Below are 16,858 nucleotides of genomic sequence, written 5' to 3'. Positions count from 1 at the left end.
TTGATAAATTCGTAGTCTGTTCTAAAACCAAAAGTTTTATGCAGTAAATCTGTTATTTCTGTTCGTGTATAGGAGTACCCAAGCTATTAAAATGTCGGAATTTCTCTGCGAAGAAATGCAGAATTATATTTGGATGTTGTACAAAGTTGGAGCGAATGAGAGAATCAAATATGCTGTCCCATAAAAAGGACGATCAGCATACCACTCTGCCAAATATCTTGAAACTGTTCTCTTTTCGGATCCGGATCGGATCATATTTTGGATTTAAGGAGACAAGGGAGAAACCGTCTCCACCGCAGTTCAGTTTTTTGCAATAGGCATTTCCGTCCAGATAAAAGATGCCGATCTCGCCGGGAGCAATTTCTTCCGTCTGCTGTACCCATACAATCTGACCGTCGATATACTGCGGTTCCATACTGTCACCCTGAATGCGGACTCCGAAATCAGCTTCCGGAGCAACTTCATTTCCAACCTCGATTATCTCATAATTATCACTGTCCAGAAAAGCTCCGGTGCCTGCAGAAGCAGGAAGATCATATAAGCGGGTCTCCCGGCAGGACGGAAGTACAGAGCGGTCTTCTCTTGCGTAATCGCCGGATTTGACCAGCAGTGCTATGTATTCTTTGGCTTTTTTGATCCCCTCTTCATTCAATTCACTAAACGGATCATCCGGCGTATATTCTCCGATAAAGGTATCATAAATATTGGTAATGCCAAGAATCTTGCAGAGTGCCAGCAACTGTGTGGCATTTGGCTGGGTAACATTCCGCTCCCAGGAGCTGACGGCTGCAGGATTGATAAAGTATCCAAACTGTTCTAACTGCTTCGTGATATCCGGCTGTCGAAGCTTAAGTTCTTTACGCCGGTCCTGTATAATTTTTCCGATTGTATTCATCGTGATCTCCTTCTTTATGTATGGTTTCTGCCTATACTATATACAATCCAGAGTGAAAAATCAATCATAAAATCAACTTTAAGACGAAATGGATAATATTTTACACTTGAAATATCGAAACAAATGATTTATACTAATGGCATAGAAAAAAACGAACTAATGTTCTGGTGTGGCGTTTGTTTTTTTGTTTAACCCATATAGAAACTTGAAAATCAGCAGGAGAAAGCAGATCATGAACAGATAGTTTGGCTTAGTGTGTCGGAAATTATTTGTTGTGTATGATCTTGCGGCAGGTTTATTCCCTTTATCTGATCAAGATGAGGGTACATATGTATATGGAGGAGCGCAGTTGGTAAAAGAAAAATTAGAAACGGAGAAGAATGATGGTTTTATAGAATATCGGGTACATTGTCCGAAGTGCGACAGGATTTTATCTAATTCGATCATGGATGGCTCAGAGCTTTCTTTGACATGTGGCAAGTGCAAGAGTCCGATTCATATTTTTGCATTACAGGGTTCTGTATGTGTGGTCGCCGAGAATACGGTTAATACGCAGGCAGTGTCGTGCCTGGTTGCGAGGTTTCATGCTTATGGAAAGCGGCTGGAGCATAGACCATGATAAACAGTTAAGCGGAAGAATAATAAGAAAATTTAATACAACAAGAGATCAGCGGCAAGAGCCACGAATTTGTTACGGACATCAAGGTGGTTAGTACGATGATCGAGAGTTTGTTAAGCGGTTAAATTTGACAAAGGATCATTAGGAGCCGGACAAAACGAGAGTGGATGATACAGGAAGATTTCTGTATCTATCTGTAATTGTTTTGTCCGGTTTTTGTATGAGAAAACTCAATTTTTTTTTTCATACTGCTTATGAGCGACGAAAAGAGCAGGCTGCTTTCGTTTTGTTTGCTCCGGAAAGGAGTGAATGATGAAAACATTAGCAGAGATTGGGGAGACATTAGCGGTGGAGCGGGAAAGAGCCGGATATACGCAGGAGGGCTTGGCGGAAAAGATCGGTGTGACGGCAGTGTCCATCAGCCGCTGGGAAAATGGAAATAACATGAAGATAGATATGTTTCAAAAGATTGTGTCTGCATTAGGAGTGTCTGCGGATTCTATTTTAGGAACGGAAAAGAAAGATGACAGTATACCGGAAATGATGGCAGCACTTCCGGTAAAGGAACGGCAGATTGTTTATCAGACTGTTATTGCCATGATTTCGGCAATGCTGGAGAACTAAACAGAAATGATAAGTGGTTTAACAGTTCTGATATTCCTGTATCACAGCATATCCGCTAAACTTTAGATACAGCTAAGGAATGCTTACCGGTAGGACTTCCGGTAGACAAGAAATATGGCAGTAAAAGTGAAAATTTGACGCAGAATATGGGAAGGTAGGCGAGGCAGATGGAATATGAAGGATGGAAGGCAGGACAGGCACTTAGAGATGTCCGGAAAAGCCGTCATTTAACGATTGAACAGTTAAGCGAGAGGGTAAACAAATCATCGTCACACATCAATCAGATAGAACTGGGAAGCCGGAAGATGAGTGTGGACCTTTTGTATCTGTTGATGACGGCATTACATACGGACGCCAACACGATTTTGGGGATCGCACCGGAAGAAGATGCCAGCCGGAAAGAGACAGATAAAAAAGAGGACAGCATTGTGGATCGAAAGCTTAGTATGCTGGAGCCACAGCGAAAGAAGTATTTTGAAAGCGTGTTTTGCAATATGATCGATGCATATCTGGCATAGCAAGGAGGAAGATAGAAATGGCACATAAAAGAAAAGCAAAGAAAAATATACGCTGCATTGTCTATCTGGCAACGGTTGCCGATGAGAATACCGTGGATCGGAAAGAGCAGAAGCAACTGCGTTATATCAGGGAATATGCCAAAGCCCATCAGCTGCAGATCGTAAAGGTGTTCCATCGAAGCATACTGGGACAGATGGACATGAACAGGCATTATCAGAACATTGTAAGACGGATCCAAAGTGGGGAAGCAGAAGCAATTTTGCTGGCAAATATGGGAATGATCTCCCAAAGTCTGCCGGATGCATATGGTAAAGTGGGGCAGATGCTTGAAGCCGGGGGCAGAGTGATCACGGTAGATGAGGGAGAATTGAAGCTTAACTTAGCACCGATAGGAGGTTTGGCAGTATGAAAAAAATAGAAAACGGAGATCTGGTTTATGTAGATCTGGGACAGCACAGCAGGAGCTGTGTTCAGTCAGGGGTTCGCCCGTGTCTGGTCATTGGAAGTTATTATGCTTCAGATGCTTTGAATGTGTTGCCCCTGACAAAGCACATCACCAAAAAGTATAATCCTATGCATATCCGGCTTAATCGGGATGATGTAAAGGGGTATTTGGCAAACGATTCATTGATATTAGTGGAACAGATCACAACCGTGGACCGGCGGACGGTGATGGGAAAATTAGGAAAGATAAAAGTGGAATGCCAGGTACTTAGAAAGGTGCTGAGCGCAATGGAAAAAAGGTACAGCTTAAATAACGTTCAAGAGGAATGCAAGAAATGGGGGAATGAATGTGGATGAGAAATATTTAATATCAATTAAGGAAGCAGCTCAATTATATGGTATCGGACAGCACAGACTGCGTAAGATTATTTCTGAGGATTACGAGTGCAGGTATCATTTGATGATAGGGCGAGTTATAAAGATTAAGAAGAAATCGTTTGAAGAATTTCTTGATATAGTGCAGGAATTATGATGTCGACAATGAGCCTCGTGTGTGGTACACTTATAATGTGTACGCATTCGAGGCACTTTTAATGGAGGGCTGAGAATATGGCGAATAAATCACGAATTAACAAACATAAACCTACAAGAAAAACTTTGAGACCGAATGAATTTTATAACCCAAAAACAAAACGATATGAATATCGTTACAAAGATGGATTAGGAAAAGAACGGGTTATAAGTTCCTATAGGTTGGAAGTTACAGATCAACTTCCAAAAGGAAAAAGATCTGGAAAAAGCTTGCGAGAAAAGGAGGCTGAAATAGAGGCATTATTGCAGGATAATTTGGATATAGAAGGTTCTAGATTAACTTTACTGGAGTTAGTGGAGAAATATCTGGATCAGCTATATAGTAAGAAAGCTTTGAGTCATAATACAAAGGTAGGTTATAATGTTACAGTAAATACTTTAAAACAGTATAAACTGGGACATATGGAGATTGGAAAAATACGACCTGAGCATTGTGAAAACTGGCTTGCTGATATGAAGAAAAAGTATAGAGGTTCATCTATTCAGACACAGATCAGTTTGATTAAACGGGCATTTGAGTATGCAGTCGATTACGATTACATAGCAAAAAATCCATTTCGAAGGATTACAACTGATCGGAGTGATAGTAAGCCGAGGAAAGCGGTTCCTATTCAGACAATGAATAAGTTTCTTGAGTTTTGCTCAGCGGATGCTCACAGCAGGCATTGCTATGATATGTTGTACATTTTATTCTGGACGGGGCTAAGAGCATCAGAATTATGTGGATTGACGATGGATGATCTTGATATGGAACAGCGTGTTATCAGGGTTAATAAGCAATTGATGCTGATTAATCACAAACATGTCGTATCGGCACCTAAAACGCATAATGGTGTAAGGTATATACCTATGACGGAAGGTGTGTATAATGCTTTTGTATCTGTGTTGAAGAATCGATATCTTAAAGGTGACATAGAACCAGTATGTTATGATGAACTGGGGAAGGCATATGAGGGATTTGTCTTTCTCTCAACAAGAAGCAGGAAGACGATCGTAAGAAGTCATGTTGAGGAATATCTTGCAAATTGTATTAAGCGTTACAATTTAGCGTATCCAAATGATCCTATTGAAAAGTTTGAACCGCATATTTGTAGACATACGTTTGCAACCAATATGCAAGGGCTTCCGCTAAAAACATTGCAGGCAATATTAGGACATGGTAATGTAAGAACAACAATGGATAATTATGTGGATGTCAGACCGACAGAGATGCAAATTGATGAGGTCAATAACCTGGCAAAAGCATTACAAGGCTAATTCGTATAAATTTTGTTTTACGAATTATTTACGAATTAGATTGTACAATATGGTGTAATAATAAGGAACTATAGGAAACAAAACGTAAAAGGTTAATATGCGCTAAGCCGCATAAAACCATACAAAACAACGACAGCAGAGGTGATATACAACAATGATAGCTATAATAGACTACGATGCGGGCAACCTTCGCAGCGTGGAAAATGCACTGCAATTTTTGGGAGAAGAGGCAAAGATCACACGAGATCCACAGGAAATCCTGAAAGCGGATAAGGTCATTCTTCCGGGTGTAGGTGCGTTTGGCGATGCGATGGAAAAACTACATAAATACAATTTGGTATCTGTGATTCGTGAGGTAAATGAAAAACAGATTCCGTTTCTGGGCATCTGCTTAGGACTGCAGTTGCTTTTTGAGGAAAGCGACGAGACGCCGGGCGTAAAAGGACTTGGTGTATTGCCGGGCAAGATCAAGGCAATTCCGCCGAAAAAAGGCTTCAAGATTCCACATATGGGGTGGAATTCTATTCAGATCAAAGAGGGAGCAAGACTGTTTCAGGGGATCCCACAGGATGCATATGTATATTTTGTTCATTCCTATTATTTACAGGCTGCAAGAGAGGAAGACGTGGCGGCAACAACCGAATATATCGTACCGATCCATGCTTCGGTAGAAAGCGGCAACACATTTGCGTGCCAGTTTCACCCGGAGAAGAGTGGAGATATTGGATTACAGATATTGAAGAACTTTTGCAACCTTTAACAGAATGGAGAGGCGATAATTATGTTTACCAAGAGAATTATTCCATGTTTGGATGTAAATAATGGACGCGTGGTCAAGGGAGTTAATTTTGTGGATCTGAAAGATGCGGGAGATCCGGTTGTCGTTGGAGCAGCATACGGACAGGCTGGTGCGGATGAGCTTGTCTTTTTGGATATTACGGCATCCTCGGATGCCAGAGCAACAAAGCTTGATATGGTACGCCGTGTTGCAGAAACCGTCTTTATTCCGTTTACGGTTGGCGGCGGGATCCGTACCGTTGAAGACTTTCGTCAGGTGCTCAGAGAGGGAGCGGATAAGGTGTCGGTCAATTCGGCCGCGATCGCCAATCCAACCTTGATCTCAGAGGCAGCACTAAAGTTTGGCAGCCAGTGCGTGGTTGTGGCAATTGATGCCAAGAGAAGACCGGATGGTGGCTGGAATATTTATAAAAACGGTGGCAGAGTTGATATGGGCATTGATGCGGTAGAATGGGCGATGAAGGCAGACAAGTTAGGTGCCGGAGAGATCCTGCTTACCAGCATGGATTGCGATGGAACGAAAGATGGCTATGATCTGGAGTTGACCAAGATCATTTCGGATAATGTATCAATTCCGGTAATCGCATCGGGCGGTGCGGGCAAGTTAGAGCATTTTCGCGATGCCTTTACGGAAGCGGGAGCAGATGCGGTATTAGCGGCTTCGTTATTCCATTATAAAGAGCTGGAGATCAGAGAAGTGAAGGAATATTTACGAGATCAGGGCATTAGTGTTCGATTGTAGGAAGAGCATAGAATGGAGAGTACCAATGGCAATGATAACCAATGACTGGCTTGATGCGGTAAAGCCGGAATTTAGCAAGGAATATTATAAAGACCTGTTTTGTTTTGTGAAAGACGAATATAGCAAGTGTGTTGTGTATCCGCCTGCAGATGACATTTTTAATGCGTTCCATTTTACGCCTCTTTCCAAAGTGAAAGTTCTAATATTAGGACAGGATCCATATCATAATGTGCACCAGGCACATGGACTTAGTTTTTCGGTGCCACAGGATCAGCGGGAGATACCACCGTCGCTGCAAAATATATATAAAGAATTGCACAATGATCTGGGCTGTGATATCCCGGACAACGGATACTTAAAGAAGTGGGCGGATCAGGGAGTACTATTGTTGAACACAGTGTTGACGGTGCGGGCTCATCAGGCAGGTTCCCATCAGGGCAAAGGCTGGGAACAGTTTACAGATGCAGTCATTCAGGCAGTTAATGCACAGGATCGGCCGATCGTTTATATGCTTTGGGGCAGACCGGCACAGAGCAAGATCCCGATGTTGACCAATCCGAAACATTTAGTACTTAAAGCTCCGCATCCAAGTCCATTGTCTGCATACCGCGGCTTTTTTGGATGCAAACATTTCAGTAAAGCAAATAGTTTCTTAGAGGAGCATGGTATCGCACCAATCGACTGGCAAATTGAAAATTGCCATTGATGTGTGATATAATGAGCGAGAAACATTACTACCAACAGGACGGGAGGTTCTGGGATTATGAATTTAAGTGACGCAGAGAAGAAGGCAGTAGTTTCTGCAGAGGCACAATTACCGGACGATTTTGTGTTTGGTTTAGATATAGGAACGAGAAGTATCGTGGGGACGGTCGGTTATAGACAGCCTGACGGTCATTTTGTTGTTGTGGCACAGGCCGCAGTGCAGCATGAAACAAGGGCAATGTTAGATGGTCAGATCCATGATATTGGTAAAGTGGCAGATACGATCCGTTCTGTGAGTGATCAATTGGAACAGTTGACGGGCAAGAAGTTAAATAATGTATGTATTGCTGCTGCCGGTCGTGTATTAAAGACAGTAGAGCAGGAAGCGGAAGTTACCTTTACGACAGAGACTGTTGTGACGACAGAACATGTGTATTCGCTTGACATGCTTGCGGTAGAAAAGGCACATGAGACATTGCGGCAGTCTGATAACAGTGGACTCAAATATTATTGTGTCGGTTACTCGGTCATGCGTTATTATCAGAATGATTATCCGATTACGAATTTGGAGGGGCATAAATGTTCTAAAATACGTACAGAGTTGATCGCAACATTTTTACCGGAAGAAGTTGTGGATGGATTGTATGCAGCCGTGGAACGTGCAGGCTTACATGTCGAAAATCTGACGTTAGAGCCAATTGCTGCGATCAATATTGCAATACCGGAACGTTTTCGCTTGTTGAATATTGCATTGGTTGATGTTGGAGCGGGAACTTCTGATATATCGATCACGAAAGATGGCAGTATTATCGCCTATGGCATGATACCTGCGGCAGGTGACGAATTAACAGAATGTATTGCCAAGCATTATTTGGTAGATTTTCAGGAAGCAGATCGCATGAAGTGCGAGAGTACCGAGCAGGAAGAAGTAGAATTTCAGGATATTATGGGACTGCCGATGACAGTAAAGTCTTCAGATATTGCAGAGGTTGTTCGAGAAAATGTGCAATCGATCACAAAACAGGTTGCAGAGAAGATCATAGAATTAAATGGAGATAAGTCAGTAAGTGCTGTGTTTGTTGTCGGAGGCGGCGGTAAGATCACAGGATTTACGGAATGTCTGGCAGAGTATTTGGGAGTGGCAAAAGAAAGGGTTGCATTGCGTGGTTCGGAAGTGCTTCGTGAGGTTACGTTTCTGCGTCAGGATTTAGAGATAGATTCTCTGCTGGTTACACCGATCGGTATATGTATGAATTATTATGAGCAACGTAATAATTTTGTGTTCGTCTCTGTGAATGGGGAGCGTATTAAGCTTTATGATAAGGGAAATCTTACGGTTATAGATGCTGCGCTTCAAAAAGGGCTTACGAATGATAAGGTATTTCCACAGCGAGGCGATGCAGTTGCCTATTATGTACAGGGAAACTTACGTATGCAGCGGGGAGAGCCGGGAGAATCTGCGGTTATCCGCGTGAATGGAGAGGAAGCTTCCATTGCAACGCCAATTCATCAAAATGATGTGATAGAAATTGAAGTATCGACGAAGGGAAAGCCGGGAAGCATAGAGATACAAGCACTGCCGGAGTACAAGAGTGCGATTTCTTTCTATGTCAATGGCGCCAAGGTCGACTGTCCTTGCTTTGTCTCTGCAAACGGGCAATTGGTATCTGCGTATTATGAAATTCAAAATGAAGATAAGATTGAGATATTGCCATATTACACATTGGAACAGCTGTTAGACTTTATGGATATTGCTGCGGAGGGGGAAGTACTTGTCAATCATGTTCCGGCAAATCTGCAGACAAAGGTATACGAGAATTTCTCGGTAGATTGCCAAATAACGGACAAGTTTCATGAGACGGAAGCTGCGCCGCAGGAATCCATGGGCAGCAGTGATATGACAGCTATAGAACGATCGCACGAACCGATGTCTGTCGGAGATACGACAGATGAAAGTCAATCGTCAGAAACGGTAAACACAGAGAATATCACAGATGAGCAGAAGAGTCAGAGCTTTGATCCGGAGAAAGATTTTGCGATCACGGTGAATGGCGAACCTTATGCGTTGCGTGGAAAGACACATTATATATTAGTGGATGTGTTAGATATTTACCCGATTGACACCAGTAAGGCGCATGGCGATTATATGGAGATTAAGATAAATGGTATGGATGCAGAATTCAGCCAGCCTTTAGCAGAACACGATGCCGTTATCCTGCGCTGGGTTACCCGTTAGGACTTTAGTAACTCTGGGCGTAAAGTATGCGGTGGAGAAAGGAATGTAGTAATATCATGAAAGTTTGCAGTATAGCCAGCGGAAGCAGTGGAAACTGTATTTATGTCGGCACAGAGAAAACAAACATATTGATAGATGCCGGCATTAGCCGGAAAAGAATTGTGGAGGGACTACACAGTATTGGCGTCGAACCGGAGCAGTTAGACGGCATTTTTGTGACACATGAGCATTCAGATCATATTCAAGGAATACCCATGATGGCAAAGCAATTTGAAGTGCCGATCTATGCAACGGGAGGCACATTAGATCAAATCTGTGAAAAGGATAAAAAAAATGTCATAAAAAGAGAAAATCTATTTCAACTTTATGCAGATCAACCGGTAGGAATGGGTGATATGCAGATCATGCCATACAAAATGTCACATGATGCTGCTGATCCGGTATGTTATACTGTGGAAGCAGACGGGCAAAAGGTCAGCATGGCAACCGATCTTGGGGTGTACGATGACTACATTGTAGATCATTTAGAGGACAGCGATGTGTTGCTGATTGAAGCAAATCACGACATCAGTATGTTGGAGGCAGGACATTATCCGTATCCGCTCAAGCGTCGTATTTTGGGAGAATGGGGACATTTGTCCAATGAGGACTCCGGACGGCTGTTATGCAGTTTGATGGGGGATCATTTGAAATATGCATTTTTGGCACATTTATCCAAAGAGAACAATTATCCGGCATTGGCATATGAAGCAGTACGATGCCAGATATGGGAGGAAATGGGCTCTAAAGAAGTTCCATTTCAGTTACAAGTAGCCGAGAGGGACAAGCCATCACAGCTTGTTACAATATAAAAAGACATACAGATCATGTATGGAAATGGAGGACATCATGAAAAAAACAGTAGTAACCGTAGTAGGTAAAGATAGCGTAGGGATCATTGCAAAGGTATGCACATATCTGGCAAACAACACCATTAATATTTTGGATATCTCACAGACGATCGTGGGTGGCTTTTTTAATATGATGATGATTGTAGATCTGGAAGACTGCGCCAAAGAATTTGGTGTCGTTGTTGATGAATTAGAGCAGATCGGGGAAGAAATGGGCTGTGTTATCAAGGCACAGCGTGAAGATATTTTTGACAAAATGCATCGTATTTAATGACAGAAATGGAGGATACTATGATTAACATACATGAGGTTTTAGAAACCAATGATATGATAGAAAAAGAAAATCTGGATGTTCGTACAATTACGCTGGGCATTAGCTTGCTTAGCTGCTGCGATAACGATTTGGATCGTTTGATCGACAAGATATACAATCGTATTACAACGGTTGCAAAAGATCTTGTCGAAACAGGAAAGGCAATCGAGAAAGAGTTTGGTATTCCAATTGTAAATAAAAGAATTTCGGTAACTCCGATCGCTTTAGTTGGTGCATCTGCATGTAAAACACCGCAGGATTATGTGCGTATTGCACAGACTCTGGACAAGGCAGCCAAAACGGTAGGTGTCAACTTTATCGGTGGGTACAGTGCCCTGGTGTCTAAAGGAATGACGAAGAGTGATGAACTTTTGATCCAGTCGATCCCAGAGGCTCTTGCAACAACAGATTTTGTCTGCAGTTCCGTGAATTTGGGATCTACAAAGACCGGAATTAATATGGATGCAGTAAAAATGATGGGCGAGATCATTTTGCAGACAGCAGAAGCAACCAAAGAGAAAGACAGCATTGGCTGTGCTAAATTAGTTGTATTTTGTAATGCACCGGATGACAATCCGTTTATGGCGGGTGCTTTCCATGGTGTTACGGAGGCAGATGAGATAATTAATGTTGGTGTCAGTGGACCGGGTGTTATGCGCAAGGCATTGGAGTCCGTTCATGGAACAGATTTTGGAACACTTTGTAATACAGTCAAGAAGACAGCGTTTAAGATTACACGTGTTGGCCAGTTGGTCGCAAGAGAAGCATCAGAGAGACTTGGTATTCCATTTGGAATCATTGATCTTTCTTTGGCTCCGACTCCGGCAATTGGCGACAGCATTGCAGATATTTTCGTGGAAATGGGTCTGGAAAAGGCCGGTGCACCGGGAACGACAGCAGCATTAGCGTTGCTGAACGATCAAGTGAAAAAGGGTGGCGTTATGGCTTCCTCTTATGTAGGTGGATTAAGTGGAGCCTTTATTCCGGTCAGCGAGGATCAGGGAATGATCGATGCAGTGACGGAGGGAGCTTTGACCTTAGAAAAATTAGAGGCAATGACTTGCGTATGTTCTGTAGGTCTGGATATGATCGCTATACCTGGCGATACCAAAGCGACAACGATATCCGGCATCATTGCGGATGAGATGGCGATCGGTATGGTCAACCAGAAGACAACAGCAGTTCGATTGATCCCGGTTATTGGCAAAAAAGTCGGAGAAACAGTTGAATTTGGTGGATTGCTTGGATATGCACCGGTAATGCCGGTGAATGCTTTTGATTGTGAAGAGTTTATTAATCGTGGTGGACGCATCCCGGCACCAATTCACAGCTTTAAAAACTAAGCGGTCAGTGACAAAAAGAATCATGTATATGAATTGTGCCTGATGATTCCGGATTTAGGGATTGTCAGGCACATGGAGGATTAGAGTGAATAATAAAATAAAATCGGCAGATAAAAAAAGACTGCCCTTATGGTCCAAAATATTGATCGGTATTCTGATCGCTGTTATTTTGCTTGGGGGGATCGCATATGGCGCATTTACGTATTATTACCATCAAATGAATATCAAAGGATTAGAAGATAATGATACCCCGGCTGCAAAGGAATATTTTGATACCGATGAAAATACCGGTAATTTGGAAGAGTTGGATCCGAATAGTATTCATTTAGATAGTGCAGAGAGCGTCTCTACCAACAAAGATGTTATCAATATTTTGTTGTGTGGTGAAGAGAGTATTGGTGGTGGAAGAGGTCGCACAGATAGTATTATGATCGCTACGATCAATCAAAAGGACAATCAGCTTAAGTTAACTTCTATTATGCGTGATTCGTATGTGCAGATACCGGGATTTTCGGACAATAAGATCAATGCGGCGTACCATAATGGTGGTATGAAAACTTTGATCAAAACGATCAAGAAAAATTTTGGTATCGCAGTAGATGGTTATGTATTGGTTAATTTTGATTCATTTCAAAAAATTGTGGATGCTGTTGGTGGCATTGATATTACGCTGGACGAACAAGAGGTCAAATACTTAAACAGTACAAATTATATATCAGACACATCTAACCATACGTTGACGGTTGGTAAAAATCATATGAATGGGAATCAAGCCCTTGGTTTTGCACGTGTGCGTTATGTTATGCGTGATGGAGAATGCGGTGATTTTGCAAGAACACTTCGGCATCGTACGGTCATGACAGCACTTTATAAACGTGTGATCGACAAGTCAACACTGGAACTGGTTGCTATGATACCGAAGATCCTGCCGATGCTTACGACCAATATCAAAAAAGAAGATCTGGTCAACTATATTGCGATGGCAGTACAGGTGCGGGATCAGAACAAAAAGATCTATACGCTCAATGTTCCTGTGGAGGGCGGGTATAAGATCACTCGTGCCAGAAAGATGTCGATCATTTTGCCGGATCCGTTGTCTAAGAGTGTCAATAAAATGCAGAAGTTTATTTATGGTAGTACACTCGCAACCAAGGGGGAAAAAGAAGAGGGTGCCAATATTACGGTTGGTCAGTAAAAATGCATGAGAGATGCAGAATGATCCGGATTGAACAATTGTATACAATTATACATTGACGCAAGTATACTTTTGTGATATGATGTGCCGAGGCGAGCTTGTGCGGATTCGACAAGATCTCACCAAAAGAGTAATGGGAATCAATGAAAGGAGAATGACTATGTCATTAGAATTATCAAAGAAAGCAGCAGCAGTTAAGCCGTCATCCACGTTGGCAATCACTGCTAAGGCAAAGGAATTAAAGGCACAGGGCAAAGATGTAGTAGGATTTGGTGCAGGTGAACCGGATTTTAATACACCGGAAAATATCTGCAATGCTGCTATTGATGCGATTAAGAGTGGCTTTACGAAGTATACGCCTGCTTCTGGAACAAATGAGTTGAAAGAGGCAATTTCTAAGAAATTCAAGAGCTTTAACAATCTGGACTATGCACCGGATCAGATTGTGATCAGCAATGGTGGCAAGCATTCTTTGACAAATATATTTACAGCATTGATCAATCCGGGCGATGAAGTGATCATTCCGGCTCCGTTCTGGTTGAGCTATCCGGAGATCGTAAAGCTTGCAGGAGGTGTTCCGGTTATTGTAAAGACAACCAAGGAGCAGAACTACAAGCTGACCGTAGATGATCTTAAGGCTGCGATCACAGACAAGACCAAAGCTCTTGTATTAAATACACCAAATAACCCAACCGGTATGTTGTATACAGAGGAAGAGCTTCGTGCAATTGCAGAAGTTGTTGTTGCAAACGATTTTTATGTAGTTGCTGATGAGATGTATGAGAATCTCGTTTATGGCGAGCAGAAGCATGTCAGCATTGCATCTCTTGGCAAAGATATTTATGACAGAACAATCACTTGCAGTGGTGTGGCAAAGAGCTATGCGATGACTGGCTGGAGAATCGGTTATACCGGATCTTCCAAAGAAATTGCGAAGATGATGGGTAGTGTACAGAGTCATCAGACTTCTAATCCAAACTCCATTGCACAGAAAGCAACCGTAGAAGCATTAAACGGCCCACAGGACTCTGTTGCAGCAATGCATGATGAATTTGATAAGAGACGCAAATACATGTATGAGAGAATCCAGAAGATGCCGCTTGTCAGCTGCATCGAGCCAATGGGTGCATTTTATGTATTTGTTGATGCCGGTGAAGTATTAGATAAGTCTTACCAGGGTGAGAAAGTCGGTACGGTAGCACGCATGGCAGAGATTTTGATCAATGAGTATAACACCGCAGTTGTACCATGCGCTGACTTTGGTTTTGACGATCATTTGCGTTTGTCCTATGCAATCTCTATTGAGCAGATCGAAAAGGGCTTAGATCGTATCGAAAGTTTCTTAAAAGGTTTGGAATAAATGAAACGAATCAAATACATTATTATTATGGCAGCAGTCCTAGTGACTGCTGTCTGTTTTATGATCACATTTTCAAGAAAGAACCAGGCGGTTAAACCGGACCAAGTGCCAGAAGCCTCTTTTGTGTTTGCAGATAAAGCAGAATCTGAGGGGGATTATAGCTATATTGTGCAGCAGGATACGTCAGGAGATGCATTATTCGGTATTTACCGCACCGATAGCAATGGTGTTGCAAAAGTATATGAAAAGCAATTCTCACATCCGACGATTTTTTGGAAGTATGGCGCGCGAGTGTATATTATACAAGATATTCATGAGAAAAAACAGATACGGACAACGGTTTACGAGGTATCGGATCCGCAGAAACCTGTGGAAGAGCAAACCTATGAGCAGCAAGGCAGTTTGATGGGAACCAACCTGTCGGGAGAATATCTGTGGGTTGTGACTAAACAAAAGGACAAGCCGTCTGCTATAAGCCTATATTTGGGATGCAGGACAAGATATCGGTTATACGCTGCCCGGTGGCAGCTTAAAGAGCCAAAGAATTCGCCAAAGACGAAAGAGGATACCGTCAATGGAGATAAAGCATTGCAAAAAAATAAATGGTATCAACAAGTTCAAGGATCAGATCATACATTAGTTCCTTATGATAGAGATTTAAATTTGCAGGTGAATATAGACTTTGGGAAAGAAGTGACTTTGTGTATGCGATCAGATACCGGGGAGCAGCAGTCCAAAATATATCCTCAAAATCGACCGCAGGAAAATGTGATCGTGGATAACCGACGCGGTTATATTGGATTATGTGTGTGGAATCCGGAAAAATCGACGTATCGGTATGTTTTATTGAATTATAATGCCGCGATAGGGTTTAAGGAAGTGTGGCACAGTGAACAATATGAGACGCCGGTGCTTGGACAGATACGTGCCAATGAGTTGTATTTATTTGCACACGGCACAGGAAAAATACAAGAACTGCCACTCTAACGTTTTTGTCAGAGTGGCAGTTCTTGAAAGAAATCATATATTATGATAAACATTATAAGCGGTCAGCAATATTATAGATCAGCTTTTCACTTTCATCCCATCCAAGGCAAGGATCTGTGATAGATTTGCCATAAACACCATCACCGATCTTCTGGTTGCCCGGTTCAATATAGCTTTCGATCATAACACCTTTGACTAATTTCTTGATCTCATCTGAAACATTACGGTTGTGTAATACTTCATAAACAATCCTTGGCTGCTCGTAGTAGCACTTATTAGAATTTGAATGGTTAGCATCAACGATGCAGGCCGGATTCTTTAGGTTAAGTTTACTGTACATTTCTGCCAGACGGATCATATCTTCATAATGATAATTAGGCTTGCTCTGATCATGTTTATTAACGGCACCGCGCAAAATAGTATGTGCATACGGATTGCCATCTGTCTTAACTTCCCATCCGCGATACATAAATGTATGACTTCCCTGAGCGGCGATACAAGAGTTGAGCATAATGCTGTAAGTACCACTGGTTGGATTCTTCATGCCGCAAGGAATATCAATACCGCTGGCGGTCAGACGATGCTGCTGATTCTCTACAGAACGTGCACCAATGGCAACATAAGATAAGATATCAGAAAGATATGGCCAGTTTTCAGGATAGAGCATCTCATCTGCTGCAAATAAATGAGTTTCAGCGATAGAGCGAAGATGCATCTTGCGCATAGCAATCAGACCTTCAGCGAGATCGGGTGCTTTTTCCGGATCCGGCTGATGAACGATTCCTTTATAACCCTCCCCGGTAGTACGAGGCTTGTTGGTATAGATTCTTGGAATGATAAGGATCTTATCCTTAACTTTATCCTGAACCTTTGCCAAACGGCCAATATAATCACATACAGAATCTTCGTTGTCAGCAGAACAAGGACCAATGATTACTAAAAATTTGTCAGATTCACCGGTAAAGACTTTTTTAATCTCCTCATCTCTTTGTGCTTTTAACTGTTTGTGGGCTTCCGGAAGTGGATATTCGCTTAATAGCTGCTCCGGTGACATCACTTTTTTAACATAGGTTTTTCCCATATTTTTCCTCCTTCTGCTTTGACATTTGCTGCAAAGCGTATTTTATTTTGTTGTTTTTGGCAGGACAAATAGTTTGTCAAATCTGCCATACATAGTCACACAATTTTTTATTGTAAAAGAAGTCGTGTAAATCGTCAATTGAAAATTTGCGGGTTCCGTGGTTGAAAATGACAAGATTTGTTCGTCTTTCCGCCATTTTACAGGCTATTTCCTACATAAATGGTAAGAAATAAAATTTTATTGAGAAAAATGATCAAAT

The 16,858-nt window shown here is 42.1% G+C and carries 19 protein-coding genes; 17 read left to right on the top strand and 2 right to left on the bottom strand.

From position 1 onward, the window contains the following. Nucleotides 1–193: 193 nt before the first annotated feature. A complete protein-coding gene (locus ACSAJE_RS04970; protein ID WP_458009837.1) occupies nt 194–895 on the bottom strand; it encodes an XRE family transcriptional regulator in 702 nt (233 codons plus the stop codon). Nucleotides 896–1,244: 349 nt separating this feature from the next. Between ACSAJE_RS04970 and ACSAJE_RS04965 the strand changes: the two genes are divergently transcribed. From ACSAJE_RS04965 to ACSAJE_RS04885, 17 genes are all read left to right on the top strand, one after another. Further along, nucleotides 1,245–1,514 (top strand): hypothetical protein, encoded by a 270-nt coding sequence (locus tag ACSAJE_RS04965; RefSeq protein WP_458009836.1) that lies wholly within the window; start codon nt 1,245–1,247, stop codon nt 1,512–1,514. A gap of 309 nt (nt 1,515–1,823) precedes the next feature. Then, nucleotides 1,824–2,138: a helix-turn-helix domain-containing protein gene (locus tag ACSAJE_RS04960; protein ID WP_458009835.1), complete on the top strand. Its 315-nt coding sequence runs from the start codon at nt 1,824–1,826 to the stop codon at nt 2,136–2,138. Nucleotides 2,139–2,305: 167 nt separating this feature from the next. Beyond that, complete coding sequence (locus ACSAJE_RS04955; protein WP_458009834.1) at nt 2,306–2,656, top strand: helix-turn-helix domain-containing protein; 351 nt, start codon at nt 2,306–2,308, stop codon at nt 2,654–2,656. Nucleotides 2,657–2,673: 17 nt separating this feature from the next. Beyond that, a complete protein-coding gene (locus tag ACSAJE_RS04950) occupies nt 2,674–3,066 on the top strand; it encodes a hypothetical protein (RefSeq protein ID WP_458009833.1) in 393 nt (130 codons plus the stop codon). After that, the gene (locus tag ACSAJE_RS04945; protein WP_458009832.1) at nt 3,063–3,458 is read left to right on the top strand and encodes a type II toxin-antitoxin system PemK/MazF family toxin; all 396 of its coding nucleotides are present in this window, start codon (nt 3,063–3,065) and stop codon (nt 3,456–3,458) included. The genes ACSAJE_RS04950 and ACSAJE_RS04945 overlap by 4 nt, the downstream gene beginning before the upstream one ends. After that, complete coding sequence (locus ACSAJE_RS04940; RefSeq protein ID WP_458009831.1) at nt 3,451–3,633, top strand: excisionase; 183 nt, start codon at nt 3,451–3,453, stop codon at nt 3,631–3,633. Before ACSAJE_RS04945 ends, ACSAJE_RS04940 begins: the two co-directional genes overlap by 8 nt. Nucleotides 3,634–3,710: 77 nt before the next feature. Next, the gene (locus ACSAJE_RS04935; RefSeq protein ID WP_458009830.1) at nt 3,711–4,949 is read left to right on the top strand and encodes a tyrosine-type recombinase/integrase; all 1,239 of its coding nucleotides are present in this window, start codon (nt 3,711–3,713) and stop codon (nt 4,947–4,949) included. A 154-nt stretch (nt 4,950–5,103) separates the two neighbouring features. Then, nucleotides 5,104–5,709, top strand: coding sequence for an imidazole glycerol phosphate synthase subunit HisH (gene hisH / locus ACSAJE_RS04930; RefSeq protein ID WP_458009829.1), 606 nt, complete (start codon nt 5,104–5,106; stop codon nt 5,707–5,709). A gap of 21 nt (nt 5,710–5,730) precedes the next feature. Continuing rightward, nucleotides 5,731–6,489: an imidazole glycerol phosphate synthase subunit HisF gene (hisF, locus tag ACSAJE_RS04925; RefSeq protein WP_458009828.1), complete on the top strand. Its 759-nt coding sequence runs from the start codon at nt 5,731–5,733 to the stop codon at nt 6,487–6,489. A 25-nt stretch (nt 6,490–6,514) separates the two neighbouring features. Then, nucleotides 6,515–7,195 carry a uracil-DNA glycosylase gene (locus ACSAJE_RS04920; RefSeq protein WP_022025959.1) on the top strand — a complete coding sequence of 227 codons (681 nt, stop codon included), beginning with the start codon at nt 6,515–6,517 and terminating at the stop codon, nt 7,193–7,195. A gap of 57 nt (nt 7,196–7,252) precedes the next feature. Next, complete coding sequence (locus ACSAJE_RS04915) at nt 7,253–9,430, top strand: cell division FtsA domain-containing protein (protein WP_458009827.1); 2,178 nt, start codon at nt 7,253–7,255, stop codon at nt 9,428–9,430. Nucleotides 9,431–9,456: 26 nt separating this feature from the next. Then, nucleotides 9,457–10,281 (top strand): MBL fold metallo-hydrolase, encoded by an 825-nt coding sequence (locus ACSAJE_RS04910; RefSeq protein ID WP_347559498.1) that lies wholly within the window; start codon nt 9,457–9,459, stop codon nt 10,279–10,281. Between the two features lie 37 nt (nt 10,282–10,318). After that, nucleotides 10,319–10,591, top strand: coding sequence for an ACT domain-containing protein (locus tag ACSAJE_RS04905; protein WP_022025962.1), 273 nt, complete (start codon nt 10,319–10,321; stop codon nt 10,589–10,591). Between the two features lie 20 nt (nt 10,592–10,611). Continuing rightward, the gene (locus tag ACSAJE_RS04900; protein WP_118689775.1) at nt 10,612–11,976 is read left to right on the top strand and encodes a PFL family protein; all 1,365 of its coding nucleotides are present in this window, start codon (nt 10,612–10,614) and stop codon (nt 11,974–11,976) included. 85 nt (nt 11,977–12,061) lie between these two features. Next, entirely contained in the window at nt 12,062–13,171 is a 1,110-nt protein-coding gene (locus ACSAJE_RS04895) for an LCP family protein (protein ID WP_118689774.1), read from the top strand. 160 nt (nt 13,172–13,331) lie between these two features. Beyond that, entirely contained in the window at nt 13,332–14,531 is a 1,200-nt protein-coding gene (locus ACSAJE_RS04890) for a pyridoxal phosphate-dependent aminotransferase (RefSeq protein WP_118689773.1), read from the top strand. Then, a complete protein-coding gene (locus ACSAJE_RS04885) occupies nt 14,532–15,518 on the top strand; it encodes a beta-propeller domain-containing protein (protein ID WP_458009826.1) in 987 nt (328 codons plus the stop codon). A gap of 52 nt (nt 15,519–15,570) precedes the next feature. On the opposite strand, the gene ACSAJE_RS04880 is transcribed toward ACSAJE_RS04885, so the two are convergent. Beyond that, the gene (locus tag ACSAJE_RS04880) at nt 15,571–16,599 is read right to left on the bottom strand and encodes a 3-deoxy-7-phosphoheptulonate synthase (RefSeq protein WP_118689771.1); all 1,029 of its coding nucleotides are present in this window, start codon (nt 16,597–16,599) and stop codon (nt 15,571–15,573) included. Between the last annotated feature and the right edge of the window lie 259 nt (nt 16,600–16,858).

The sequence above is a fragment of the Jutongia sp. SJQ-6 genome, from assembly GCF_054161275.1.
The sequence above is the reverse complement of the archived record's forward strand: the minus strand, read 5'-3'. Positions and strand labels throughout refer to the sequence as shown.